Annotated in this window: 19 protein-coding genes; 17 read left to right on the top strand and 2 right to left on the bottom strand. The window is 70.5% G+C overall.

Annotated features, from left to right (window positions below; all coding sequences use genetic code 11):
- Window positions 1-8 precede the first annotated feature (8 nt).
- The 3 genes from AC59HU_RS02345 to AC59HU_RS02335 all read left to right on the top strand — a co-directional run bounded on the left by AC59HU_RS02345 (window position 9) and on the right by AC59HU_RS02335 (window position 6,046).
- Window positions 9-1,391: a class II 3-deoxy-7-phosphoheptulonate synthase gene (locus AC59HU_RS02345; protein ID WP_497221714.1), complete on the top strand. Its 1,383-nt coding sequence runs from the start codon at window positions 9-11 to the stop codon at window positions 1,389-1,391.
- Window positions 1,392-1,462: 71 nt separating this feature from the next.
- The gene (locus tag AC59HU_RS02340; RefSeq protein WP_497221713.1) at window positions 1,463-3,730 is read left to right on the top strand and encodes a cell wall-binding repeat-containing protein; all 2,268 of its coding nucleotides are present in this window, start codon (window positions 1,463-1,465) and stop codon (window positions 3,728-3,730) included.
- A gap of 63 nt (window positions 3,731-3,793) precedes the next feature.
- Window positions 3,794-6,046 (top strand): cell wall-binding repeat-containing protein, encoded by a 2,253-nt coding sequence (locus AC59HU_RS02335; RefSeq protein WP_497221712.1) that lies wholly within the window; start codon window positions 3,794-3,796, stop codon window positions 6,044-6,046.
- A 92-nt stretch (window positions 6,047-6,138) separates the two neighbouring features.
- On the opposite strand, the gene pknB is transcribed toward AC59HU_RS02335, so the two are convergent.
- A complete protein-coding gene (gene pknB / locus AC59HU_RS02330; RefSeq protein ID WP_497221711.1) occupies window positions 6,139-8,151 on the bottom strand; it encodes a Stk1 family PASTA domain-containing Ser/Thr kinase in 2,013 nt (670 codons plus the stop codon).
- A gap of 134 nt (window positions 8,152-8,285) precedes the next feature.
- Between pknB and AC59HU_RS02325 the strand changes: the two genes are divergently transcribed.
- Entirely contained in the window at window positions 8,286-8,621 is a 336-nt protein-coding gene (locus AC59HU_RS02325) for an Rv2175c family DNA-binding protein (RefSeq protein WP_497221710.1), read from the top strand.
- An 83-nt stretch (window positions 8,622-8,704) separates the two neighbouring features.
- Here the strand turns inward: AC59HU_RS02325 and AC59HU_RS02320 are convergent, their stop codons facing one another.
- Window positions 8,705-9,817 (bottom strand): polyprenyl synthetase family protein, encoded by a 1,113-nt coding sequence (locus tag AC59HU_RS02320; RefSeq protein ID WP_497221709.1) that lies wholly within the window; start codon window positions 9,815-9,817, stop codon window positions 8,705-8,707.
- A 76-nt stretch (window positions 9,818-9,893) separates the two neighbouring features.
- Between AC59HU_RS02320 and AC59HU_RS02315 the strand changes: the two genes are divergently transcribed.
- The 13 genes from AC59HU_RS02315 (at window position 9,894) to AC59HU_RS02255 (ending at window position 25,695) form a co-directional block, all read left to right on the top strand.
- Window positions 9,894-10,289 (top strand): SCO2097 family morphological protein, encoded by a 396-nt coding sequence (locus AC59HU_RS02315; protein ID WP_497221708.1) that lies wholly within the window; start codon window positions 9,894-9,896, stop codon window positions 10,287-10,289.
- A 260-nt stretch (window positions 10,290-10,549) separates the two neighbouring features.
- A complete protein-coding gene (mraZ, locus tag AC59HU_RS02310; protein WP_497221707.1) occupies window positions 10,550-10,981 on the top strand; it encodes a division/cell wall cluster transcriptional repressor MraZ in 432 nt (143 codons plus the stop codon).
- 104 nt (window positions 10,982-11,085) lie between these two features.
- Window positions 11,086-12,057, top strand: a complete 972-nt coding sequence (rsmH, locus tag AC59HU_RS02305) for a 16S rRNA (cytosine(1402)-N(4))-methyltransferase RsmH (protein WP_497221706.1) — start codon at window positions 11,086-11,088, stop codon at window positions 12,055-12,057.
- Window positions 12,054-12,716 carry a cell division protein FtsL gene (gene ftsL / locus AC59HU_RS02300; RefSeq protein ID WP_497221705.1) on the top strand — a complete coding sequence of 221 codons (663 nt, stop codon included), beginning with the start codon at window positions 12,054-12,056 and terminating at the stop codon, window positions 12,714-12,716. Before rsmH ends, ftsL begins: the two co-directional genes overlap by 4 nt.
- 6 nt (window positions 12,717-12,722) lie before the next feature.
- On the top strand, window positions 12,723-14,510 hold the full coding sequence (locus AC59HU_RS02295) for a peptidoglycan D,D-transpeptidase FtsI family protein (protein WP_497221704.1): 1,788 nt from the start codon (window positions 12,723-12,725) through the stop codon (window positions 14,508-14,510).
- An 81-nt stretch (window positions 14,511-14,591) separates the two neighbouring features.
- Window positions 14,592-16,112 carry a Mur ligase family protein gene (locus tag AC59HU_RS02290; RefSeq protein ID WP_497221703.1) on the top strand — a complete coding sequence of 507 codons (1,521 nt, stop codon included), beginning with the start codon at window positions 14,592-14,594 and terminating at the stop codon, window positions 16,110-16,112.
- A 3-nt stretch (window positions 16,113-16,115) separates the two neighbouring features.
- The gene (locus AC59HU_RS02285; RefSeq protein WP_497221702.1) at window positions 16,116-17,585 is read left to right on the top strand and encodes a UDP-N-acetylmuramoyl-tripeptide--D-alanyl-D-alanine ligase; all 1,470 of its coding nucleotides are present in this window, start codon (window positions 16,116-16,118) and stop codon (window positions 17,583-17,585) included.
- On the top strand, window positions 17,582-18,676 hold the full coding sequence (gene mraY / locus AC59HU_RS02280) for a phospho-N-acetylmuramoyl-pentapeptide-transferase (RefSeq protein WP_497221701.1): 1,095 nt from the start codon (window positions 17,582-17,584) through the stop codon (window positions 18,674-18,676). Before AC59HU_RS02285 ends, mraY begins: the two co-directional genes overlap by 4 nt.
- Entirely contained in the window at window positions 18,676-20,226 is a 1,551-nt protein-coding gene (murD, locus tag AC59HU_RS02275; protein ID WP_497221700.1) for a UDP-N-acetylmuramoyl-L-alanine--D-glutamate ligase, read from the top strand. The genes mraY and murD overlap by 1 nt, the downstream gene beginning before the upstream one ends.
- Complete coding sequence (gene ftsW / locus AC59HU_RS02270; protein WP_497221699.1) at window positions 20,177-21,550, top strand: putative lipid II flippase FtsW; 1,374 nt, start codon at window positions 20,177-20,179, stop codon at window positions 21,548-21,550. Before murD ends, ftsW begins: the two co-directional genes overlap by 50 nt.
- Window positions 21,547-22,710, top strand: a complete 1,164-nt coding sequence (locus AC59HU_RS02265; RefSeq protein WP_497221698.1) for a UDP-N-acetylglucosamine--N-acetylmuramyl-(pentapeptide) pyrophosphoryl-undecaprenol N-acetylglucosamine transferase — start codon at window positions 21,547-21,549, stop codon at window positions 22,708-22,710. The genes ftsW and AC59HU_RS02265 overlap by 4 nt, the downstream gene beginning before the upstream one ends.
- A 73-nt stretch (window positions 22,711-22,783) precedes the next feature.
- Entirely contained in the window at window positions 22,784-24,223 is a 1,440-nt protein-coding gene (gene murC, locus AC59HU_RS02260) for a UDP-N-acetylmuramate--L-alanine ligase (RefSeq protein WP_497221697.1), read from the top strand.
- Between the two features lie 107 nt (window positions 24,224-24,330).
- Window positions 24,331-25,695, top strand: a complete 1,365-nt coding sequence (locus tag AC59HU_RS02255; protein WP_497221696.1) for a cell division protein FtsQ/DivIB — start codon at window positions 24,331-24,333, stop codon at window positions 25,693-25,695.
- Window positions 25,696-25,740 lie beyond the last annotated feature (45 nt).

Below are 25,740 nucleotides of genomic sequence, written 5' to 3'. Positions count from 1 at the left end.
CAAGTCCAGTGGTAGATCCAACAGAACTCGTCGTCGAAGCGGATGAATCGGTGATCGCGGGTCTGGACTATTGGCGCACCCTCCCGGTCAAGCAGCAGCCCGAGTGGCCGGACCGGAGCGCGGTCGACTCCGTCTCGCGCGAGCTCGCGGGCCTGCCGCCCCTCGTCTTCGCCGGCGAGGTCGACAACCTGCGCGACCGCCTCGCGGCCGCGGCCCGGGGTGAGGCCTTCCTGCTCCAGGGCGGCGACTGCGCCGAGACCTTCGCGGGTGCCACGGCCGACCAGATCCGCGACCGGGTCAAGACGATCCTGCAGATGGCCGTCGTGCTCACCTACGGCGCGTCGATGCCGGTGATCAAGATGGGCCGGATGGCGGGCCAGTTCGCGAAGCCCCGCTCCAGCGACACCGAGACGCGCGGCGGGGTCACCCTGCCGGCCTACCGCGGCGACATCGTCAACGGCTACGACTTCACCCCGGAGTCGCGCACGGCGAACCCGCAGCGCCTGCTCGACGGCTACCACATGGCCGCCTCGACGCTGAACCTCATCCGCGCGTTCACCCAGGGCGGCTTCGCCGACCTGCGGCAGGTGCACACCTGGAACAAGGGATTCACCTCGAACCCGGCCAACGTGCGATACGAGCAGCTCGCGGGCGAGATCGACCGTGCGGTGAAGTTCATGATCGCCTGCGGCGCCGACTTCGAGGCGCTGAAGCGCACCGAGTTCTTCGTCAGCCACGAGGCCCTGCTGTTCGACTACGAGCGGCCGATGACCCGGATCGACTCGCGCACCGGCACGCCGTACAACACCTCGTCGCACTTCGTCTGGATCGGGGAGCGCACGCGCGACCTCGACGGCGGTCACGTCGACTTCCTCTCCCGGGTGCGCAACCCGATCGGGGTGAAGCTCGGCCCGACCACCACGGCCGACGACATGCTGCGCCTGATCGACAAGCTCGACCCGAACCGCGAGCCCGGGCGGCTGACCTTCATCACGCGGATGGGCGCGGGCAAGATCCGCGACGCCCTGCCGCCCCTGCTGGAGGCCATCAAGTCGTCGGACGCGCTGCCGCTCTGGGTCACCGACCCGATGCACGGCAACGGTCTCACGACGCCCAACGGCTACAAGACCCGTCGTTTCGACGACGTGGTCGACGAGGTCAAGGGCTTCTTCGAGGCGCACCGGGCGGCGGGGACGCACCCCGGCGGCATCCACGTCGAGCTCACCGGCGACGACGTCACCGAGTGCCTGGGCGGTTCGGAGCACATCGACGAGGAGACCCTGGCCACCCGCTACGAGTCGCTCTGCGACCCCCGGCTGAACCACATGCAGTCGCTCGAGCTCGCGTTCCTCGTGGCCGAGGAGCTCGTCGCCTCCTCCGGAGGTCGCTAGCACCACCCGTCCGGAGCTCGCTCCAGCCAGTCCCTTCCAACAGCCTTCTCATAGCTGATAGATTCTCAGCTATGAGAAGGCTGTTGCTCGTGGTCGCGCTGGTGGTCTCCCTGGTGGGCGGTGCCGGGGCGGTCTCCCTGGTGCCTGCCGGCTCGGCGGCACAGGCTGCCGAGACCCTGCTGCCCGAACGGGGAGCGGTGCAGCTGGCGAGCCGGTCGGCGGTCGACCCCTCGCGCTCGGCCGACGGGGCGTCCCGCGACGCCGACCTGACTCCGGATGCGCGCTACACGGTGTTCGCCTCGACCGCGCGCGACCTCACCACCTCGCCTCCGGCGAACGGGCTGAGCCAGATCTACCTGCGTGACTCCGTCACGGGTGGCGTGCAGATGATCAGCACCGTCGCCGGGGGATCGGCGGCGGGTGACGGGGACTCGAGCCTGCCATCGATCTCCGACGACGGGCAGGTCGTCGCCTTCCTCACCCGGGCGACGAACCTCGCGACCGGGGTGACGGCGTCGGCGGCGCAGGCGGTGACCTGGTCCCGTGGCACCGGGCGGATCGAGCTCGCGAGCGTCACGAGCGATGTCGACCGCGACCCGGCGAACGTCGAGGTCACGGACGTCGATCTCGCGGGCAGCGGGACCGTGATCGCCTACGTCACCACGGCGACGAACCTCACGCCGACGCCGACGTACAACAAGCCGCAGGTCTACCGCCGCGACCTCGTCTCCCGTGCCACCCAGCTGCTGAGCGTGTCGGCGGCGGGTGTCGCCGCCGCATCCGGCGCGACGAGCCCGTCGGTCTCGCGAGACGGGAGAGCGGTCGCCTTCACGGCCGTCGGGCTGGAGATCGAGGGGGCGGTGTCGGAGCACCGGCAGGTGATCCTGTGGCAGGAGGGGGTCTTGCCCAGCAGGATCATGAGCAGCGTGTCGAGCGAGCGAGTGGGGGGCAACGCCGACTCGACCTCGCCGAGCATCTCGGCCGATGGCTCCTCGGTCGCCTTCGCGAGCGATGCGACGGACCTGGTGAGCTGGGACCCGAGAGGGCACACCCAGATCTTCGTGAGATCGGTGTCGTCGTCGTGGGCGGGGATGGTGAGCTGGGGTCGGTACGGCGCGAACGGGTCCAACGGCCGTAACTCGGCGCCCACCCTCTCGGCGGACGGGTCGACGGTGGCCTACATCTCGGAGGCGACCGACGCCGTGCCGGTCGCGGATCGGCGCCCACAGCTCCTCGTCTCGACGCAATTCGGCAGGTCGCTGAGACTCGTCGATCGGGGGCCTGGTGGTGAGGCCGCGGACGGGCCACCGGACAAGCCGGTCCTGTCCCGGGACGGCGGCATCGTCGCGTTCGGGTCGCAGGCGACCAACCTGGCTGCCGGAACGTCGGGTGACCAGATCTACCTGGGTTCGACCGTGCGGGGTTCCACTGTCGAGCGGATCGGCGGCGTCGATCGCTACGCGGTCTCGGCCGCGATCTCGGCCTCGACCTTCTGCGAGGGGGCGCCGGTCGCGTTCGTCGCGTCCGGGCAGGGGTTTCCGGATGCGCTGGCGGGCGCCGCGGCGGCGGGTCGGATGGGTGGACCCGTGCTGCTCGTGACGAAGGACGCCGTTCCCGCGCCCGTCACGGACGAACTCCGGCGACTGCAACCCGCGAAGATCATCGTCCTCGGCGGCTTGAATACCATCGGACCCGGGGTCGAGCTGTCGTTGCGCGGCCTCGCGCCCGATGTGTCCCGGGTGGCGGGCACGGACCGCTACGCGGGGGCGGCCCTGCTGGCGGAGCGGGTCTTCGGAGGCGTCAGTGGGACGCCCAACGTACCGGTGCTCGTCGCGTCGGGCGAGAACTTCCCGGACGCCCTGGCGGGATCCGCGCTGGCGGGCGTCTATGCCGGTGCTCTCCTGCTCACGCGGAGGGACGAGCTCCCCGCCGTGGTGGCGGAGGAGATCGCGCAACTGCACCCGTCCGTCATCACCATCCTCGGCGGAGAGGGCTCGGTCTCGACCGCGGTCGAAGCGACACTGAACGGGATCGCCTCCACCCGACGGATCAGCGGTGCCGACCGCTACGGCACCGCAGCCGCGGTGAGCAAAGACCTCTTCTTCTTCAGATCCACCGTCTACATCGCCTCGGGGGAGACGTTTCCGGATGCGCTGGCCGGATCCGCTGCGGCCATCGACAGCAGCTCGCCTGTCCTGCTGGTCAGCCGCACCTCCATCCCGGACGAGACGCTCGCCCAGCTGCTCCGGCTGCGCCCCTCGCGCATCGTGGTGCTCGGGGGCCCCGCCACGATCGCGGACTCCGTCCTCGCCGACCTGGCCCCCTACCTGGCGCCCTGACGTCCCGACCAAACCCCTCCCTGAGTCTGTCCAATCTCATCCGTGAATGATAAATTCTCAGATATGCGAAAAATCGGACTCATCGTCATCCTCGTCTCGTCCCTGATTGCCGCGGTCGGGGTACAGGAGGCCGAGGCCGCTCCGCCCGTGCGAGGCGAGACGCAGCTCGCAACACGTTCGGTCGTGGACCCCTCGCGCTCGGCCGCCGGAGACTCGAGCGCTGTCGACCTCACGCCGGACGGGCGGTACATGACCTTCGCATCCACCGCCACAGACCTCGCTTCGACACCAGCCGCAAACGGTATCAGCCAGATCTACCTGCGCGACACGGCGACCGGAAGCATCCGGCTTATCAGCACCACGCCGGACGGGAGCCGCGCAGGCGGAGGATGGTCGGAGTCACCATCGATCTCGGACGATGGCCGAACCATCGCCTACCTGTCCTCAGCACCGGACGTCGCGGTGGGCGCTCCGGGGACGAGCATCCAGATGCTCGTGTGGAGCCGGGATACAGGATCGAGTGTGCTCGCCAGCGTGGACGGCAGCGGATCTCCCGCAGACCGCCGAATCGACGACGTCGATATCTCCGGAGACGGACGGGTGGTCGCATTCAGCACGTACGCGACGAACCTGGCGACGATACCGACCTACAACAAGTCGCAGGTGTACCGCCGCGAGCTGGCCACGGGGCTGACCTCCCTGATCAGCCTCAGCGATACCGGGAATGCGGCGGCGATCGGGGCAGCGGAGCCGTCCGTCTCTCGTGACGGCTCGATGGTGGCGTTCACCGCTGCCGGGATCGAGCTGGACGGCAGCGATTCCGACCACGAACAGGTCTACTGGTTCGGTGTCGGAAGCAGCGAGCTGACGTTGGTGAGTAGTGCCGGTGCCACGAGAACGCTAGGCGGAAACGGAGATTCGCAGACGCCGAGTATTTCAGCCGACGGGTCGATGGTCGCTTTCTCGAGCGCCGCCAGCGATGCGTCGAGCGATTCGGCGAACGGGTTCGCTCAGGTCTATGCGCGGGTGGTGGCGTGGTCGTCCTCGATGCGGGTCAGCGCTCCACCGCACCGGGGTGGAGCGGCCAATGGCAACAGCATCCAACCCGCACTGTCGGCAGATGGGACCAGGGTGGCCTTCGTCTCGAACGCGAGCAATCTCGCTCCGGACTCGGACGGGACGGCCCAGCTCTATGTCGCAGATCCGTTCGGCCAAACGATGCGGGCGATCTCCCGCGCGGCGGATGGGACCCTGGCCGATCAACCGCCATCCGCACCGTCGATCTCCGGAGACGGAGGGTTGCTCGCGTTCGAGTCGTCAGCAACGAACTTGGTGACCGGGTCGAGCGGGCAGCAGATCTTCTTGACGACGGGAGCGTCTCGGCCGGCCGTCGAGCGGATCGGGGGTGCGGATCGGTATGCGGTGTCAGCCGCCATTTCGCGCGGTAGCTTCCCGATCGGAGCCCCTGTGGCTTACGTGGCTTCGGGGCAGGGGTTCGCGGATGCGCTTGCGGGGTCGGCGATCGCCGGTCGACAGAGCGGGCCGGTTCTGCTGGTGACGAAAGACGCCGTGCCTGTGGCCATCGGGGATGAGCTTCGGCGGTTGAGGCCGCAGGCGATCGTCGTGCTCGGTGGGACCAACACGATCGGTGCCGACGTCGAGCGGGCGCTCGGGGCCTTCGGAGCTCCCGTCACGCGGGTGGCCGGCGCGGATCGGTACGCAGGAGCCGCACTCCTGTCCGGCGCCACGAACCGCGACGGCGTCATCCACATCGGGCAGAAGGTGTTCGTGGCGGCCGGCGAGAACTTCCCCGATGCTCTCGCAGCCTCTGCCGCCGCGGGCTACTACTCCGCGCCCGTGCTGCTCACCCAGCGCGATTCCGTCTCGGCCGACGTGATCGCCGAGATCGAGCGACTCCGTGCCGTCGAGATCGAGGTGCTGGGTGGCCCGAGCTCGGTGTCCGACAGTGTCGTCGCGCAACTCTCCAAGGTGGCGACGACCAAGCGCATCAAGGGCGATGACCGGTACGGGACCGCGGCTGCAGTGGCTCGGGAGTTCTTCACCGAGGAACTCGTCGCTGGGGCCGGGGGAACGGTGTACGTGGCTTCCGGTGAGACGTATCCGGATGCGCTGTCGGGAGCCGCGGCCGCCGTGCAGAGCGGCTCGCCGGTGCTGTTGGTGACGCGGGACGGCATCCCGGATACCACGGCGGCGGAGTTGCGGCGACTGAAGCCGACCCGCATCGTGGTGCTGGGCGGGCCGGCGACGGTGTCCGACAGCGTCGTCACCGCTCTCCACGCGTTCCTCGCCGCGTAGCTTCGCGAGGGACTCTGAGCCGTCCGAAACAACCCTAACCGAGGGCGGACGGGGCGATTTGTGACGGTTCGGGGGAGGGAGTACGTGACGGGCTAGAAGACCGAGAAGCTGACCGTGAGCTTGGTGCCGCGGGGGACGGAGGCGCCGCCGGCCGGGTCGGTGGCCGAGACCTTGAAGGTGTCGGGGAAGGCGTCGGCTACCGCGTTGTACTGCAGGTCGAAGCCCAGGGCCACGAGCTTCGGCTTCGCCTCGCTCCAGGACATGCCGTTCAGGCCCGTGGGGACGGTGACCGGCTCGGGCCCCCGCGAGATGTTCAAGGTCACCTGGTCGCCGGGGCGCACCGGGTCGGTCGTCACGACCGCCTGGTAGACCTCGCCGTCGGGGACTTCGTCGCTGAAGTCGCGCGAGCCCTCCACGCCGGTCAGGCCCGCCGCGGACAGGGTCGCCTGCGCCTCCTCGAGCGTCTGGCCGACGACATCGGGAACGGCGCCGAGCGAGACCACGAGGGTGACCGGTTGCTGCTCGCCGTAGGTGGCGCCGAGCACCGAGTCGTCGGCTCCCAGCGGGGCGATCACGATCCCGGACGGCACGCTGCTGCTGAACTGCTGGCGCGACCCCGCGGAGGTGAAGCCGGCCTGTTGCAACGCGGCCACCGCATCCGCCTCTTTCAGGCCCGAGAGGGTGGGCACCGGCAGACTGGCCGGCCCCGACGAGACGAAGACCGTGATCGCCGAGCCGTTCCGCACCGAGGTGCCCGAGGCGGGGTCGGTGTCGATCACGGTTCCCGCGGGAATGGTGGGGTTCGACGCCGGCTGCTGCGTGGGCTGCAGGCCCTGCGCCGTCAAGGTGCCGACCGCGGCGTCGGGCAGCTGCCCGGCCACATCCGGCACCGTCGTCATCGCGCCGGGACCGGCACCGAAGTACCAGGCCCCGCCGCCGAGCACCGCGGCGACCAGGACCACGACCACGAAGATCCACGCCCCGCGCTTGCGACGCCCCGAGGCCTTACGGGCGAGCCGCTCCTTCGCGCCGGGAGGCGGGGGCTTCGGGCCGCTCCGGGCCGGCGCCGCCGAACCCGGCCGCGCGGCGACCGAACTGCCGTAGACCGTCGTGGCCGAGGCATCCGGATCGAGGATGGCGAGCGGGTCGGTGCGGCGACGCGCCTCGAGCACCTGGGTCTGCGCCTGGTCGAGATCGGCGTCGAAGGTGTCGGGAGGCATCACGACGGTGCGGCCGGTCGCGTTGGGGGAGCGGCGCGCGCCCTGGATCTCGCCCTCGGCCGAGCGCAGGCGCTCGAGCATCTCGCGGGCGTCGGACGGCCGGTCGTCGGGGCTCTTCGAGGTCGCCCAGAGCACGAGGTCGTCGAGCTGCTCCGGCACGTCCGGATTCGCCGAGCTCGGCGTGGGCATCTGGTCGTTGGCGTGCTGGAACGCGATCTGCATCGGCTGCTCGCCCACGTAGGGCTGCGCTCCGACGAGCATCTCGTACATCATGATGCCGGCCGCGTAGATGTCGCTGCGGGCGTCGGCGGTGCCGCGGGTCAGGAGCTCGGGGGAGAGGTACGCGATCGTGCCGAGCAGCGCCTGCCCGGTCGCCGTGTTCGCCGAGACTGCGCGGGCGAGACCGAAGTCGCTGATCTTGATGCGGCCGTCGTCGGCCAGCAGCACGTTCTCGGGCTTGAGGTCGCGGTGCACGATGCCGGCCTTGTGGGCGGCCGCGAGACCGCCGAGCACCGCATCCATCACGTCGACGGTCTGCTCGGTCGTGAGCTTCCCGTAGTCCTTCAGCAGGTCGCGGAGGGTCATCCCGGGCAGGTACTCCATCACCAGGTAGGCCATGTCGCTGTCCTGGCCCTGGTCGAAGACGTTCACCACGTTCGGATGCGCGAGTCGGGCGGCCGAGCGGGCCTCCTGCACGAAGCGCTCCTTGAAGACGGCGTCGTCGGCCAGGTGCCCGTGCATGATCTTGATGGCGACCTGGCGCTCGAGCCGCAGATCGGTGGCCAGGTAGACCGTGGCCATGCCGCCCCGGGCGATCCGCGACCGGACCTGATACCGGCCGTCGATGAGACGTCCGAGCATGGGGTCGGGCGGGGCACTGGTCACGGATCGAGTCTAGAGAGCGGGATATCCACTTGGCCGTATAGACACCGGCGGATGCCCCTCCCGGGCCCCTTTTTTATGCTTTCGTGACCGAACGGGATTGTCATGCCCGGTCGGATGCGTGGCAATCTGTACTCGTGACTGATCTGCCCGCCACCGAGTGGTTGACCGTTCCCGACCTCGCCGACCGACTGGAGCTCACGCCCAGCCAGGTGCGGCGCCTGATCGAAGACCGCCATCTCGTCGCGGTGCGCCGCGACGGTGTCGTCTCGGTGCCCGCCGACTTCGTGCGGGACGGCGAGATCCTGACCGAGCTGCGCGGCACCGTCATCCTGCTCGCCGACAACCGGTTCAGCGACGACGAGATCATGGAGTGGCTGCTCGAGCCCAACGACCTGCTGGATGCGGCGCCGCTGGCCGCACTGCGGGCGGGTCGCAAGGCCGAGGTGCGCCGGATCGCCCAGGCGCTCTGAGCTTCTTCACCGCCGGCGCCTCTCCGGCGGTGGGCGTGACGCTCGGAGGCTCAGCTCAGCCCGGCCGATCCAGCTCTGCCAGCTCAGCTCTGCCGGTCGGTGATGGTGCGCGCCAGGCTCGCGAGCTCGGTGCGGGCCACGTCGCCGAGCGGTGACCGCTCGAGCTCGTCCAGCGCCGCCCGCAGTCGCCCGGCGATCATCATCTCGACCTCGGTGACCGCGCCGGCGTCGACCATCGTGCGCTGCAGCATCCGGATCTGCTCCTCGTCGAGGTCGGGGTCGCCGATCAGCTCGTCGAACAGTCGGCGCGACGAGCCGTCGAGCCGCGACCGGGTGATCGAGACCAGCACGGTTCGTTTACCCTCACGGAGGTCGTCGCCGCTCGGCTTGCCGGTGCGGGCGGCGTCGCCGAACACCCCGAGCACGTCGTCGCGGAGCTGGAAGGCGATCCCGAGCGGGAGGCCGAACCGGCGCAGCGAGTCGAGCTGGTCCGGGGTCGCGCCGCGCAGGGACGCCCCGATCACCAGCGGCGCCTCGACGCTGTACTTCGCCGACTTGTAGACGATCACGCGCTCGGCGCGCTCGAGCGACCGCTCGGCGTCGACCGTCGCCCAGGCGCGCTCCTCGAGCAGGTCGAGGTACTGGCCGAGCGTGACCTCGGTGCGCATCGTGTCGATCGCCTCGCGGGCGGCGACGTGGGTCTGCAGCGACGGGGCGCCCAGGATGCCGCGGGCGATGATCTCGTCGCTCCAGGCGAGCAGCAGGTCGCCGAGCAGGATGGCGCTGCCCTCGCCGAAGTCGCGGCCGGGGCCGCCCCAGCCCTCGTCGCGGTGCAGCGACTCGAAGCGCCGGTGCACGGCCGGCATGCCCCGCCGGGTGTCGGAGTTGTCGATGATGTCGTCGTGCACCAGCGCCGCGGCATGGAACAGCTCCAGGCCCGCACAAACGTCGATCAGGGCGTCGAGATCGGCCTCGGTGGGCACGACCTGGGCCTGATTGCCGCCGGGCGAGACGGCTCGCCAGCCCCAGTAGCAGAACTGCGCGCGGAAGCGCTTGCCGCCGCTGAGAAGATCCCGCGAGAACCGCGCGAACGGGCCGAGTTCGGGGGCGATGCGGTCGAGAATGGAATCACGCGACACGAGGAACTCGTTGATTCGTGAGTCGACCAGATTGACTAGGCGCGGGCTTTCCATCACTCGCCTAGCCTAGCTAGACTGCGCGCACTACAATCAGCACTACCACGCGTCGGTCCCGAGCCTGAGGTGAAAAAGGATGCCGCTTTCGGAGCAAGAACAACGACTCCTCGATGAGATGGAGCGCAGCCTCTACCACAACGACGCCGACTTCGTCTCGGCCGTCAGCGGTGGCCGAGGTCGATTGAACTACGGCGCGCTCGTGCTGGGGATCCTGGTCGGGATCCTGGGCCTTGGAGTCGTGATCGCCGGTGTGATCTTCCACCTGCCGGTCATCGGCCTGGTCGGATTCGTCGCGATGTTCGCGGGCGTCCTGCTCGCCCTCCGCCGCACGCGCCGCGGCCGTCCCGCCGCGACCGCCTCGGGTGCGACTCCGGCGTCCTCCACCGCCGGTAAGAAGTCCACCTCCTCCAAGTCCGGCTTCATGGATCGACTGAACGACCGGTGGGAGCGCCGCGACGACGATCGCGAGTAGCCCCTCCACCACCTCGGGGGAGCCTCCACTTCGCTCCCCACGGATCAAGACCGGCCTTCGGGCCGGTCTTTTTTTGTGCCCGCGACCTCCCCGACGGCGCAAAATCACTCCATTTCCCTCCACCCCCTGCATCCGCGTGATTTCGCGGAAGTTCTGCCCCGTCGGCGTGTCTGGAGGCCTAAATGCATTGATTGGTGGTGGGGAGTGGAGTAAAGTGGAGCCGAGCCCACAATTCTGGCCGGAAGAGTAAGGGGAGGTAGATGTTCCTTGGCACCTACGCACCCAAGCTCGACGAAAAAGGGCGCATCATCCTCCCGGCCAAGTTCCGCGAAGAACTCGCCGGCGGTGTCGTCATGACCCGGGGCCAGGAGAACTGCATCTACGTCTTCTCCACCCGCGAGTTCGAGACGCTGCACGAGAAGATCCGCCAGGCGCCGGTCACCAGCAAGCAGGCCCGCGACTACCAGCGCGTCTTCCTCTCCGGCGCCAGCGCCGAGACCCCCGACAAGCAGAACCGCATAACCATCCCCGCCCCGCTTCGCGGCTACGCCAAGCTCGACCGCGACCTCGTCGTGATCGGCGTCGGCTCCCGCGCCGAGATCTGGGACGCGGAGGCGTGGAACGCGTACCTCCAGGCCCAGGAGGCCGCCTTCTCCGAGACCGACGAGGAGGTGATCCCGGGCCTGTTCTGAGTCGTCGCCCCTGACTCCCAGCCGTTCGTCGCCCTGGCACACTTCCCCGGTGCCAGGTCGGAATGGATGGGGATCAGGGGTTGCGAATCAGGATCCGGACAGCGATGCAGATCCCCGACATCCACACCTCGGTCCTCCTCGAGCGCAGCCTCGACCTGCTCGGCCCCGCCCTCGGGCGTCCCGGCGCCGTGCTCGTCGACTGCACGCTCGGGCTCGGCGGCCACTCCGAGGCCTTCCTCACCGCATTCCCCGACCTGCACCTGGTGGGCCTGGACCGCGACCCGAACGCCCTCCGCCTGGCGGGGGAGCGGCTCGCCCCCTTCGCCGACCGGATCGACCTCGTGCACTGCACCTACGACCAGATCGACGAGGCCCTCGACGACCTGGGCATCGACGAGGTCCAGGGCATCCTCTTCGACCTCGGCGTCTCGTCGATGCAGCTCGACGAGGTCGAGCGCGGCTTCTCGTACTCGAAGGATGCCCCGCTGGACATGCGGATGGACGACACGGCCGAGTTCACGGCCGCCGAGATCATCGCCACCTACTCCGAGGCCGACCTCCGCCGCATCTTCCGCGAGTACGGCGAGGAGAAGCTCGCCGACCGGTACGCCCGCAAGATCGTGGCCGCCCGCGAGGACGGGCCCATCCTGCGCTCCGGCCAGCTGGTCGACATCATCCAGGCCGCGACGCCGGCGAAGTTCTCGCACTCCGGGCACCCGGCGAAGCGGGTCTTCCAGGCACTGAGGATCGAGGTGAACGCCGAGCTGTCGGTGCTGGAACGCGCCCTCCCGCTCGCGCTGGACGCCCTGGCCGTCGGCGGGCGGATCGTGGTGCTCGCGTTCCAGTCGCTGGAGGACCGGATCGTCAAGCGCGAACTCGCGGCCCGTTCGACCTCCTCGGCTCCCGCCGGTCTGCCGGTCGAACTGCCCGAGCACCGTCCCGAGTTCGCCCTGCTCGTCCGCGGCGCCGAGCTCGCGGACGACGAGGAGCGCGCGCGCAACCCCCGAGCCATCCCCGTCCGCCTCCGTGCGGCCGAGAAGATCCGTCAAGCCGACCCGAACAGGAGGATCGCGTGAGCAGTCCCGCCGGCGCCTACATGGTGCGCCCCCACTCGACCCTCCTCACCGGCTCCGCCTCGACCGCGCCGAAGCTCCCGGCCCCCGAGCTCCCGGGCGACGACCTCCCGATCGCACCGCGGATCGAGATCGTCCCCACCCGCAGCCAGAAGCGGGCCCGCCCGAAGCTCGCCTACGCGGCCGTCGTCGTCACCGGCGTGCTCGCCATCGTCGTGACCCAGCTCCTGCTCAGCATCGGGCTCTCCGACGGGGCCTACGAGATCTCCTCGCTCCAGCAGACGCAGAAGGAGCTCGACCGCAGCAACCAGGTGCTCTCGGAGCAGTTCGACAAGCTCTCCTCCCCGCAGAACCTGGCCGCCAGCGCCGAGTCGCTCGGCATGGTCGCCAACAGCGCGCCCGTCTACCTCCGGCTCTCCGACGGCGCGGTGCTCGGCTCCCCGGTCGCCGCCTCGGCGTCGGCACCGACCCTCACGGGCGGACAGACCCTCATCCCGAACTCGCTGCTCGTGGCGCCCAGCGTCACCGCGGCGACCGGAGCATCCGCCGCGACCGGAACCGCGACCGGGGCAACCCCTGACACGGCGAGCGCGCCTCCCGCGGCTGCGCCGCAGGCCGACGTACCGTGGCAGGGTGCTCTTCCCTCCCCGACGACGCGATAGCGCCACGTGAACCCCGCAGCAGCCAACCGCACCACGAAGCGTCGGGCCGCGCTGGCCGTGATGGCGATCGTCGCGGTCGTCGCCGTCTTCGTGGTGCGACTGGTCACCATCCAGATCGTGCAGGCCGACACCCTCAACGCGGCCTCGTTCGACAAGCTCTCGGCCAGCACCTCGATCTACGGTCTGCGCGGGAACATCGTCGACTCCGACGGCACCGTGCTCGCCACGACCGTGCTCCGCTACGACGTCACCGCCTCGCCCAAGTCGGTCACCGACTTCACCCGCACCGCGGCCGACGGCACGAGCACCACCGTCACGCCGACCCAGGCGGCCGGCGAGATCGCGGCGATCACCGGCCAGACCGCCGACGCCGTCTACGCGTCGCTCACCGGCGACCCCACGTCGAACTTCGCCTACGTGGTCAAGGACATCGACGTCGACGCCTTCCGCGCGATCCGCGACCTCGGCATCCCGTGGCTCTACTTCGAGTCGAACCCCGTGCGCACCTACCCGAACGGCGCGGTCGCCGGCAGCGTAGTCGGCTTCATGGGTGAGGACGGCGACGGCAAGCCCACCGGTTCGGCGGGCGTCGAGCAGATCGACAACCAGTGCCTGGTGGGCACCGACGGCCTCGAGACCTACGAGCGCGGCGCCGACGGCGTCGCCATCCCGGGCAGCACCGTCACGACCACCCAGGCGGTCGACGGGGGCACCGCGGTGCTCACCCTCGACAGCGACCTGCAGTGGTTCTCGCAGCAGGCCCTGGTCGACCGCATCAAGGAGACCGGCGCCGCGTGGGGCACCGTCGTGGTGCAGGAGGTCAAGACCGGGAAGCTCCTCGCCGTGGCCGACTACCCGAGTGTCGACCCGAACAACATCGACGCCACGCCCGACACCGATCGTGGGTCGATCGCCTTCCAGGCGCCGTTCGAGCCGGGTTCGACCTTCAAGGCGCTGACCGCGGCCTCGGTGCTGGATGCGGGGCTCGCCAACGTGGGCACCCAGGTCGAGGCGCCCTACATCTACACCGACGCGAACGGCGCGTCGACCCGCGACAGCGAGTTCCACGTCGACCCGCTGCGCCTCACCTTCGCCGGCGTCATGCAGGAGTCCTCCAACACGGGAACCGCGATGCTCGGCGAGCTGCTCACCCCCGAGCAGCGCTACGACTACATGCAGGCCTTCCACATCGGCTCCTCCAGCGAGGTCGGCTTCCCGGGCGAGTCCGGCGGCATCCTCTCGCCCTGGGACCAGTGGGACGACCAGACCAACCTCACCACCACGTTCGGCCAGGGCGTGGCGACCACCGCCATCCAGATGGCGAGCGTCTACCAGGCGCTCGGCAACGGCGGCGTGCGGCTGCCGGTGCAGCTGGTCGAGGGCTGCCGTCAGCCCGACGGCACCATGACCCAGGCGCCCGACGAGACCGGCACCCAGGTCGTCTCGGCCTCGGCGGCCTCCGACACCATCCACATGCTGGAGACGGTCGTGACCGGCGGCTACGCCAAGGCCGACCTGCAGATCCCGGGCTACCGGGTCGCCGCGAAGACGGGTACGGCGCAGATGAGCGACGGCAACGGGGCCTACGGTTCCAGCTACGTCACCTCGCTCGCCGGACTGGCTCCGGCGGAGGATCCGCAGTACGTCGTTTCGGTGACCATCGCGAAGCCCGTTACCATTGAGTCGGCTCTGGCTGCGGCACCGGTCTTCCAGAAGATCATGTCGCAGGTTCTGAAGGAGAAGCGGGTTCTGCCCTCCACCGAACCGGGCCCAGACCTGCCGACGACGTATTGAGCATGAAGGAGACCAGTGGCTGATCGGGATTCCTCGGCTCTTCGGCCAGAGCATCCGATCGCGCGATCGCTCCCTCATCTCGTGGAGGATTTCGGGTTCGAACACCGCGGCGCACCGGTCGCCGAGGTGGTGTCCGGAGTCACCATCTCGTCGAAGGACGTGATGCCCGGTGACCTCTACGTGGGCCTCAAGGGCGCGCGATTCCACGGCGCCTCGTTCGCCGAGGCCGCCAAGGAGGCGGGTGCCGTCGCGATCCTCACCGACGACGAGGGCGCCGAGCTCGCGATCGACTCCGGCCTCCCGGTGATCGTGACGCCCGAGCCCCGGCTGGCGCTCGGCGAGCTCGCGGCCTGGATCTACCGCACGCGGGAGGATCCGCCCACCCTGTTCGGCGTCACCGGCACGAACGGCAAGACCAGCGTCGCCTACCTGCTGGAGGCGATCCTCCGTCAGCTCGGCATCGTCGCCGGCATCAGCACGACCGCGGAGCGGAAGATCGGCGACGAGGTGATCGTCTCCAAGCTCACCACCCCCGAGGCCACCGAGATCCACGCGATGCTGGCGCGGATGCGCGAGGCCGACGTGCGCTCGGTCGTGCTCGAGGTCTCGGCCCAGGCCATCACCCAGCACCGGATCGACGGCATCGTCTTCGACGTCGTCGGGTTCACCAACCTCACGCACGACCATCTCGACGACTACGCGACGATGGACATCTACTTCCAGGCCAAGGCCGAGCTGTTCCAGCCCGACCGCGCCCGCCGCGGCGTGGTGATCGTCGACGGCGAGTGGGGCACCCGGCTCGCGGCCGAGTCGCGCATCCCGCTCACCACGATCTCGTCGGATCCCGACTCCGACGCGGAGTGGACCCTGGTGATCGACGACGAGCGCGCCGACCGCACCACCTTCACGCTCCGCGGGCCCGAGCACCGGGAGCTCACGACCTCCGTGCCGCTCCTCGGCCGGTACATGGCCTCCAACGCCGCCCTGGCCATCGTGATGCTCGTCGAGTCCGGCTTCGACCTCGACGCGATCGCGCACGCCCTGAACGTGCCGCACGATGAGGACGGTGTGGAGATCGACGACGACGAGTTCGTCGCCGGCATCGACGTCTACATCCCGGGCCGGGCCGAGCGCGTGTCGGGCGAGCGCGGGCCGATCGTCTACATCGACTACGGGCACAGCCCGGACGCCTTCATCTCCACCCTGGAGTCGATCCGCCGGGTGACCGAGGGCCGCATCATCATGCTCTTCGGCGCCGACGGCGACCGCGACCCCTCCAAACGGGAGGACATGGGCGCGATCGCGGCCCGCCTCTCGGATGCGGTGGTCGTCACCGACTTCCACCCCCGCTCCGAAGACCCGGCGGCGATCCGCCGCGTGCTCATCGACGCGGCCCGCGCCGCGGTGCCCGACCGCGAGATCCACGAGGTCGCCGACCCCCGCGCGGCCTTCCGCACCGCTCTGTCCCTGGCCGAGGAGGGTGACGTCATCCTCTACGCCGGCCCCGGTCACGAGGACTACCACGAGGTCGCAGGAGAGCGGATCCCCTACTCCGCCCGCGACGACGCGCGCAACGCGCTGCACGAACACGGATGGCTCTGACACATGCTCGATCTCACACTGACCGAGATCGCGACGGCGCTCCAGGGCGAACTCGTGATCACCGATGCCGCCTCGCGCGCGGGCTGGAGCCCGCAGACGATCGTGAACGGGACGGTCGACACCGACTCCCGGCTGATCGGCGAGGGTGACGTCTTCGTCGCCAAGCGCGGCGAGTTCGACGACGGCCACCGCTTCGTCGGCGCCGCGGTCGAGGCGGGCGCCGCGCTCGTCGTGGTCGAGCACGCCTTCGCGAAGGCCGACGGGCTGGATCTCGCCGTGCCTCAGATCGTGGTGGAGGACTCCGTGCTCGCCCTCGGGCACTTCGCGACCGAGGTCGTCTCCCGCGTGCGGGCCCTGGGCGACCTGAAGGTCGTCGGGATCACCGGGTCGAACGGCAAGACCACCACCAAGAACCTCCTCCGCGCCATCCTCGAGCGGGTCGGCGAGACCGTCGCCCCCCGCGACTCGTTCAACAACGAGGTCGGTGCGCCGTTGACGATGCTGAAGCTCACCCCGACCACGCGCTTCCTCGTGGCCGAGATGGGCGCGAGCGGCAAGGGCGAGATCACCCGGCTGATCCGGATGGCGAAGCCCGACGTCGGGGTCGTGCTCACGGTCGGCCTCGCCCACGCCGGCGAGTTCGGCGGCATCGAGACCACGACCAGGACCAAGACCGAGATGGTGATCGACCTCGAGCCCGCCGACACGGCCGTGCTCAACATCGACGACCCCCGGGTGGCCGGCATGGCGACGAAGACCGCGGCCCAGGTGCTGTGGTTCGGCCTCTCCGAGGAGGCGATGGTGCGCGCCACCGAGATCGACGCGACCGCCGAGGGCACCTCGTTCGTGCTCCACCTGCCGCCCACGGCGTCGGGCGAGGCCGACGGCACGGCGCAGTCCCGCCCGGTGCGGTTCGCCGTGCTCGGTGAGCACCACGTGATGAACGCCCTCGCCGCCGCCTCCGCCGCCCACGTGCTCGGGGTGCCGATCGACGAGATCGTGTCCGCCCTCGAGACCGTCACCCGCGCCGAGCGGTGGCGGATGGAGGTGCTGGGCGGCAAGGACGGCGTCACCGTGATCAACGACGCCTACAACGCCAGCCCCGACTCGATGGCGGCCGCGCTCAAGACCCTCGCGCTGATCGCGCGTCCCGGTCAGCGCACCACCGCCATCCTGGGCGAGATGAGCGAGCTCGGCCCGTACGCCGTCGAGGAGCACGACCGGATCGGCCGCATGGTCGTGCGCCTGAACATCGAGCGCCTGATCGTGGTCGGCGAGGGCGCGCGCGCCGTGCACCTCGCGGCCGAGCACGAGGGCTCGTGGGGCGGCGAGGCCGTGTTCGTCGAGACCGCCGACGAGGCCTACGAGCTGATCGCCGCCGACACCCGCCCCGGCGATCTCGTGCTGGTCAAGTCGTCGAACTCGGCGGGCCTGCGCTTCCTCGGCGACCGCATCGCGGAGGCCAATTCATGATCACCCTCCTCGCCTCCGCCTCCCTCTCCCTGGCGTTCACCCTCTTCCTGACCCCGGTGTTCATCCGCATCTTCAAGCGGTTCGCCTGGGGCCAGTTCATCAACGTCGACACCCCGGATGCGCACCACGTCAAGCGCGGGACACCGACGATGGGCGGCATCGTCATCATCCTGGCGGTGCTGTTCGGCTACTTCGTGTCGGCCCTGTTCACGCAGGAACCGCCGACCGTCTCGGGTCTGCTGGTGCTGTTCCTGATGACCGGTCTCGGGATCGTCGGCTTCATCGACGACTTCATGAAGGTGCGCAAGGAACGCAGCCTCGGGCTCAGCCCGGTCGCAAAAATCGTCGGTCAGGTGATCGTCGGTATCGTGTTCGCGCTGCTGGCGATCCAGTTCCCGAACGAGCTCGGCGAGACTCCGGCGTCGACCCAGATCTCCTTCATCCGCGATCTGCCCTTCGACTTCCTCTCCTGGGGCGTCGTGCTCGGCACGATCGCGTTCGTGATCTGGATCTGCTTCATGGTCATGGCGACCTCGAACGGCGTGAATCTCACCGACGGGCTCGACGGGCTCGCGCCGGGGTCGAGCATCCTGGCCATCGGCTCGTTCGTGATCATCGGCTTCTGGCAGTTCAACCAGTCCTGCGCCAGCCTCACGCTCGACGACGACGTGGTGAACAAGTGCTACGACGTGCGCGATCCGCTCGACCTCGCGGTCGTGGCCGCCACGGTCGTCGGTGCGCTGATCGGCTTCCTCTGGTGGAACACCAACCCCGCGAAGATCTTCCTCGGCGACACCGGCTCCCTCGCGCTCGGCGGCGCTCTCGCCGCCCTCGCGATCCTCGCCCGCACCGAGCTGCTCCTGGTGCTGATCGGCGGCATCTTCGTGATCGTGGCCGGCCAGGTCGCCGTACAGCTGACCTACTTCAAGCTCACCAAGGGCAAACGGATCTGGCGGGCCAGCCCGCTGCACCACCACTTCGAGATGAAGGGCTGGGCCGAGGTCACGATCGTGGTGCGGTTCTGGATCATCGCGGGCCTGTTCGTCGCCGGTGCGGTCGGGTCGTTCTACCTCGAGTGGCTGTCGCGCTGATGGCCGTCCCGCTCAGCGAGCTGACCAGCTGGCACGCCGACTGGAAGGGCCTCCGGGTCGCCGTGCTCGGCCTCGGTGTCACCGGGTTCTCGGTGGCCGACACCCTCACCGAACTGGGCGCGACCGTGCTCGTGGTCGCCGAGAAGGCCCAGCCCAAGTGGGCCGACCTGATCCCGGTGATCGGCGCGACGCTCGTGCTCTCGCCCTCCGGCGTGGTCCCGCCCGAGCTCGACGCCCTCGAGGCCGACCTCGTCGTCGCCTCGCCCGGCTACCACCCCGACGACCCGCTCCTGGTCTGGGCCGCCGACCACGGCATCCCGGTCTGGGGCGACGTCGAACTCGCCTGGCGCCTGCGTGACAAGGTCGTCGACGCCGTCACCGGCGAGCCCGCCGACTGGATCGCCGTCACCGGCACCAACGGCAAGACCACGACGGTGCAGCTCACCGCCACGATGCTGCTCGCGGCCGGCCACCGGGTCGCGCCTTGCGGCAACATCGGCATCCCGGTGCTCGACGCCATCCGCGACCCGGCCGGCTTCGACGTACTGGTCGTCGAGCTCTCGAGCTACCAGCTCCACTCCACCTCGAGCATGTCCCCGTACTCCGCGGTCGTGCTCAACGTGGCCGAGGACCACCTCGACTGGCACGGCTCCTTCGAGGCCTACGCCGCCGCGAAGGCACGCATCTACACCGACACCCGGGTGGCGTGCGTGTACAACACCGCCGACCCGCTCACCCGCACCATGGTGGAGGAGGCCGAGGTCGTCGAGGGCGCCCGCGCCATCGGCTTCGGTCTCGGGATCCCCGGGCCGAGCGACTTCGGGGTGGTGGACGGCATCCTCGTCGACCGCGCCTTCCTCGACGAGCGTCGCGACACGGCGCTCGAGATCGCGACGGTGGACGAACTCCGCGAACGCGGCCTCGGCGCCCCGCACACCGTCGCCGACGTGCTGGCCGCCGCCGCGCTGGCCCGCAGCTACGGCGTCTCGATCGAGGCCGTGCGGGCCGCCCTCGCGGGCTTCGAGCTCGACCGGCACCGGATCGAGCACGTCGTCACCGCCGGGGGAGTGACCTGGGTCGACGACTCCAAGGCCACCAACCCGCACGCCGCTGCGGCTTCGATCACCGCGTACCCCTCGGTCGTCTGGGTGCTCGGGGGCCTGCTCAAGGGCGTCGACATCGACCCGCTCGTGCGCGACGCGCTGCTGGATGCCTCCGGTGCGGTGGGCCAGCGGGTGCGCGCCGTCGTCGTGATCGGCGTCGACCGCACGGAGGTCGTCGCCTCCATCCGACGACACGCGCCGGAGCTGCCGCTGTTCGAGGTCGATCACGATGAGACTGATGACGTGATGTCCGCGGCGGTCGCTCTGGCGGCCGAGGCGGCGCATCCGGGAGACGTCGTGCTGCTGGCACCGGCAGCGGCGTCGATGGACCAGTTCGTGGACTACGCCGATCGGGGCAACCGATTCGCGGAGGCGGTGCGCAAGCACGTGGGAGGTAATGACGGTGACGACACCCTCCCGGAGCCTCCCGTGGTTCGGCCGGAGTAGGCCGGGCCGCTCCTCGCAGCCCGCATCCGGTCGCCCCGGCTCGCGCGGTCAGAGCGCGGCCTCCGGTGTCGCCTCGGCCCGCATCTCGCTCGGTCAGGTCTTCACCGCCGAGTCGAGCAACTACTTCCTCCTGCTCGGGACCACGCTGTTCCTGGTGCTGCTCGGGCTCGTGATGGTGCTGTCCTCCAGCTCGATCGACTCGTTCACCCAGCGCCAGGGCTTCTTCGGCGTGTTCTCGAAGCAGGGGCTGTTCGCGCTGATCGGCATCCCGCTGATGCTCGTGGTCTCGCGCCTGCCCATCCGGTTCTGGAAGCGGTGGGCGTGGCTGGCGATCTTCTTCGCCATGGGCGTGCAGCTGCTGGTGTTCACCCCGCTCGGCGACGAGGTGGGCGGCAACCTCAACTGGATCGCGATCGGCGGCTTCACCTTCCAGCCCTCCGAGCTCGTGAAGCTCGCGCTCGTGGTCTGGATGGGCGCCATCCTGGCCAAGAAGGAGGCCCTGCTCGGCCGGCTCGGCCACGTGATCGTGCCGATCCTGCCGGTGGCCGGCGGCGCCATCCTCCTGGTGCTCCTGGGCGGCGACCTCGGCACCGTGATGATCATGGCCGGGCTCGTCTTCGGCGCCCTCTTCTTCGCCGGCATCAAGCTCCGGATGCTCGCCCTGCCGCTCATCGTCGGCTCGGTCATCGCGGTGGTCGTCGCGTTCTCGTCCGAGAGCCGCACCACCCGCATCATGTCGTTCTTCAGCGGCACCAACGCCGACTACGAGGGCACAGACTGGCAGGCCCAGCACGGCGAGTGGGCCCTCGCCGGCGGCGGCGTCTTCGGCGTCGGGCTCGGCAACTCCCGCGCCAAGTGGTCGTGGCTGCCGGCCGCCGACAACGACTACATCTTCGCGATCATCGGTGAGGAGCTCGGCCTGGTCGGCGCGATCGTGGTGCTGCTGCTGTTCATCGTGCTGGCGATCGCGTTCGTGCGCATCATCCGCTCGACCAACGACATGTTCTCCAAGGTCGTCACCGGGGCGGTCATGGTGTGGCTGGTCGGTCAGGCCTTCGTCAACATCGCGGTGGTACTCGGGGTGCTGCCCGTGCTCGGCGTGCCGCTGCCGCTGATCTCCTCCGGCGGGTCGGCGCTTCTGACGACCCTGGCGGCGATCGGGATCGTGCTCTCGATCGCGCGGGAGAACGCCCTCACCGCGGGCGCCGCCGCACTGGCCCGGGAGGACGCCGAGTCGGCCGCCTCCGGCCGGGCATCGGCCGGGATCGCGGGCGCCGGCCGCGGTCGGGCCCGCACCACCTCCTCGCGGGTGACGACGCGATGACCACCTACCTCCTCGCCGGGGGAGGCACGGCGGGTCACGTGAACCCGCTCCTCTCCACCGCCGACGAGCTCCGCCGCCGCGACCCGAGGGCGACCGTGCTCGTGCTGGGCACCGCCGAGGGCCTCGAGGCCCGGCTTGTGCCGGAGCGCGGGTACGAGCTGCTCACCATCCCGAAGCTGCCCTTCCCCCGCCGGCCGAACGCGGCCGCGCTGCGCTTCCCCGGGGCGCTCCGGCGCACCATCGCGCAGGTGTCCGCGATCATCCGCGCCCGCGGGGTCGACGTCGTCGTCGGCTTCGGCGGCTACGCCTCGGCACCCGGCTACCTCGGTGCGCGCCGGGCCGGCGTGCCCTTCGTCATCCACGAGGGCAATGCCAAGCCGGGGCTCGCCAACCGCCTCGGGGCGCGCTCCTCCCGCTGGGTCGGTGTGACCTTCGCGAGCACCGCGCTGCGGATCGCGACACTCGTCGGCATGCCCCTGCGCGAGGAGGTGACCGCCCTCGCCGACCCGGCCGCCCGGGCCGCGGCCGCAGCCGAGGCCGCCGCCTTCTTCGGGCTCGACCCCGCTCGCCCCACCCTGCTGGTGACCGGCGGTTCGCTCGGCGCCCGCCGGATCAACGAGACCGTCCACGCCACCGCCGAGCGGCTCCTCGGCGCCGGCTGGAACGTGCTGCACATCGCCGGCAACCGCTCCGAGGTCTCTGACCCGGGCCTGCCCGGCTACGTCTACCTCGAGTACTGCGACCGGATGGACCTCGCCCTGGCGGTCGCCGACTTCGCCGTCTCACGCGCCGGCGGGTCGACGGTCTCCGAACTCGCCGTCGTCGGCATCCCTTCGGTGCTCGTGCCCTACCCGGTGGGCAACGGCGAGCAGCGCTTCAACGCCCTCGACCTGGTCGGGGCCGGCGGCGCGCTCGTGGTCGACGACGCCGACTTCACCCCCGACTACGTCGCCGGCGAACTGCTGGCCGTACTGGGCGACCGCGACCGCGTCGACGCGATGGCGGCGCGCTCGGTCGAGGTGGGCATCCCGGACGCCTCGTCGCGACTCGTCGCGCTGATCGAACGCGCGCTGGACGGACGCGGCCACGACGGACGCGCACAGGACGGACGCGGTTCGGACGGACGCGGGCCGGGCGAAGCCGCATTGGGCGAACGGTGAGCCGGGTGAGCGTAACGTTGAGCCGCGCACCTCGTGCCCTCCCCGACCCCCACCACAGAAAGGGCGTGACCGCATGATCAAGCCCGACCTCTCCATCCCGATCCCCGACGACCTCGGCGCCGTGCACTTCGTCGGCATCGGCGGCAGCGGGATGAGCGGCATCGCGCGGCTCTACCACGCCGCCGGCCTCACCGTCACCGGTTCGGACCGCACCGACTCCAAGACCGCGGCGAAGCTCCGCGCCATCGGCATCCCGGTGGCCGTCGGCCACGACGCCGAGAACGTGGGCGAGGCCGACACCCTCGTCGTCACGAGCGCCCTCTGGCCGGACAACCCGGAGTACCTGCGCGCCCAGGAGCGGGGGATGACCATCCTCCACCGATCGCAGGCGCTCGCCTGGCTCTCGAACCGGCACCGCCTCGTGGCCGTCGCCGGCGCCCACGGCAAGACCACCTCGACCGGAATGATCGTCACCGGCCTGCTCGAGCTCGACCAGGAGCCCAGCTTCGTCAACGGCGGCGTGATCTCCGAGCTCGGCACCTCCTCGGCCTTCGGCGACGGCGAGCTCTTCGTGCTCGAGGCTGACGAGTCGGACGGCTCGTTCCTGCTGTACGACACCGCGGTGGCCCTGATCACCAACGTCGACCCGGACCACCTCGACCACTACGGCTCGGTCGAGGCCGTCGAGGACGCCTTCGTGCAGTTCGCCGACGCCGCCGGCGAGCTCGTCGTCATCTCCTCCGACGACGCCGGAGCCCTCCGGGTCGCCGCGCGGCTGTCGCACCCGAACGTGCTCACCTTCGGCGAGGCCGAGGGCGCCGACCTGCGGGTGCACTCGGTCGAGACCGACGGCCCGGTGCGGTTCGTCGTCGACTACCGCGGTCAGAGCTACCCGGCGGTGCTCCGGGTGCCCGGGCACCACAACGCGATCAACGCGGCCGGTGCGGCGGCCGTGCTCGTCGGGCTCGGCTTCGCTCCGGATGCGGCCCTCGCCGCCATCGGCGCGTTCGGCGGCACCGGCCGTCGGTTCGAGCTCCACGGCACCGTCGGCGGCGTGAGCGTCTACGACGACTACGCCCACCACCCGACCGAGGTGGATGCGGCGCTCACCGCAGCGCGCACGGTCGTCGGCGAGGGGCGCATCATCGCGGTGCACCAGCCGCACCTCTACAGCCGCACGAAGCTGATGGCCGGCGAGTTCGCCGAGACCCTCGAGCGCACCGCGGACTTCACGATCGTGCTCGAGGTCTGCGGAGCGCGGGAGGACCCGATCGAGGGCGTGACCGGCGAGCTGGTCTCCGAGCGCTTCGACGACCCGTCGCACGTTGCCTACATCGACGACTGGCAGCGCGCGGCCGACTACCTGGCCACGATCGCCGAGCCGGGCGACTTCGTCGTGACGCTCGGCTGCGGCGACGTCAACCTGATCGTGCCGCAGCTGCTCGACTCGCTGGGGGCGAAGGATGCGGCGCAGCCCGTCGGCGCTGCCGGCGGTTCCGGTGGGGGAGAGTGAAGAGACCGCCCGGCCTGACGCCGCCGCCCCCACCGCCGCCGCCCCCGTCGGCGGGGTCGCCCGCGCCGGGTGACGCCCGAGGGGCGCGCGGCGGGAAGCGGCGACCCGTGCCGCCGAGGGCTTCGGCTGCGGAGCAGGTCGGGGAGACCCCCGCGAAGCCCGCCGCCGCGAAGCCCGCCGCCGCGAAGCCTGCGAGGGCCGCCGCCGCGCAGCCCTCCACGCCGCCCGTTTCGTCGAGCACCTCCGGCGTTCGCACCCCGGCCGCGCCGACCCGCGCCACCTCCGGGTCGCGGACCTCCTCGCTGGGCGAGGCCTGGTGGACGACACCTCGCGCCCCCGAAGCCCCGGCATCGGGTGACCGCGCCGGCAGCCCGACCCGGAACTCGGTGCCGAGCCGCGATCAGGAGCTGACCGAGCCGGTCGACGGAGCACGCGCATCCACCGGTCGCCGCGGCCCGAAGATCGCCGGACTCACCGGCGCCAAGAAGCGACCCGGCGCCGCCTCCTCGGCCCGGACGACCCGGACGGACCCCGGCGCGACCGAGCCGATCGCACGGCCGGGCACAGCAGGCAAGCCGAGCAAGCCGGGCAAGCCGAGCAATCCGGGCCCCGGCGTCACCGAGCCGATCGCGCAGCCAGGCAAGGCCAACCCTGGCGCGAGCCGACCGGCGACCGGGACGGCCGCATCCTGGCGCATCCGCGCGGGCGACGCCCGGCGCGAGCTCAAGCAGGCCACCCGCTCCCGCCGCCGGTACGAGCGCGACGAGTCGCGCCGCTTCACGCAGCGCTCGCGTCGCCGCCGCCTCGCCTGGCTGATCAGCGGGGGAGCCGTCGTCGGCCTGGTGCTGATCGTGCTGCTCGCCGCGTACTCACCCCTCCTCGCCGTCCGCGCGGTGGCGATCGAGGGCACCTCCCGGGTGGATGTCACCGCCGTCACGAACGCCCTCGACGACCAGGTGGGCCGGCCGCTCGCGCTGGTCGACTACGGCGCGATCGAGCGCGACCTCGCGCAGTTCCCGATGATCGAGTCCTACTCGGTCGAGGCGAGACCGCCGGACATCCTGGCGATCCGCGTCGTCGAGCGGCGTCCGGTCGCGCAGGTGCAGACGGCCACCGGTTTCGACCTGCTGGATGCCGCCGGCGTCACGGTGCAGCAAGCCACCGAGCGCATCCCGGGCTTCCCGGTGCTCGACCTCACCGGGACCCAGATCGGCAGCCCCGGATTCGACGCCGCCGCCGCGGTGCTCACCTCGCTGCCCGACACCCTGCTCAGCCAGGTCGACCGGATCAGCGGCACCACGCCCGACAGCGTCACGCTCGTCTTCGGCGGGGTCGGTCAGCGCGTCGTCTGGGGCAGCCCGGAGGACTCCGAGCTCAAGGCCGTCATCCTGCAGCGCCTGATCGCCACGCAGGATCCGGCGAGAGCCGTCGAGTACGACGTCTCGAGCCCGCAGAGCCCCGTCGTGCGATGACCGGCGACGAGAATCGCGGTGCGTTCGCGACACGCGGCGCGCGGT

The organism is Herbiconiux sp. 320_LB (assembly GCF_059691755.1).
Note: the sequence above shows the minus strand (reverse complement) of the source record. Positions and strands in the feature narration are given on the sequence as shown.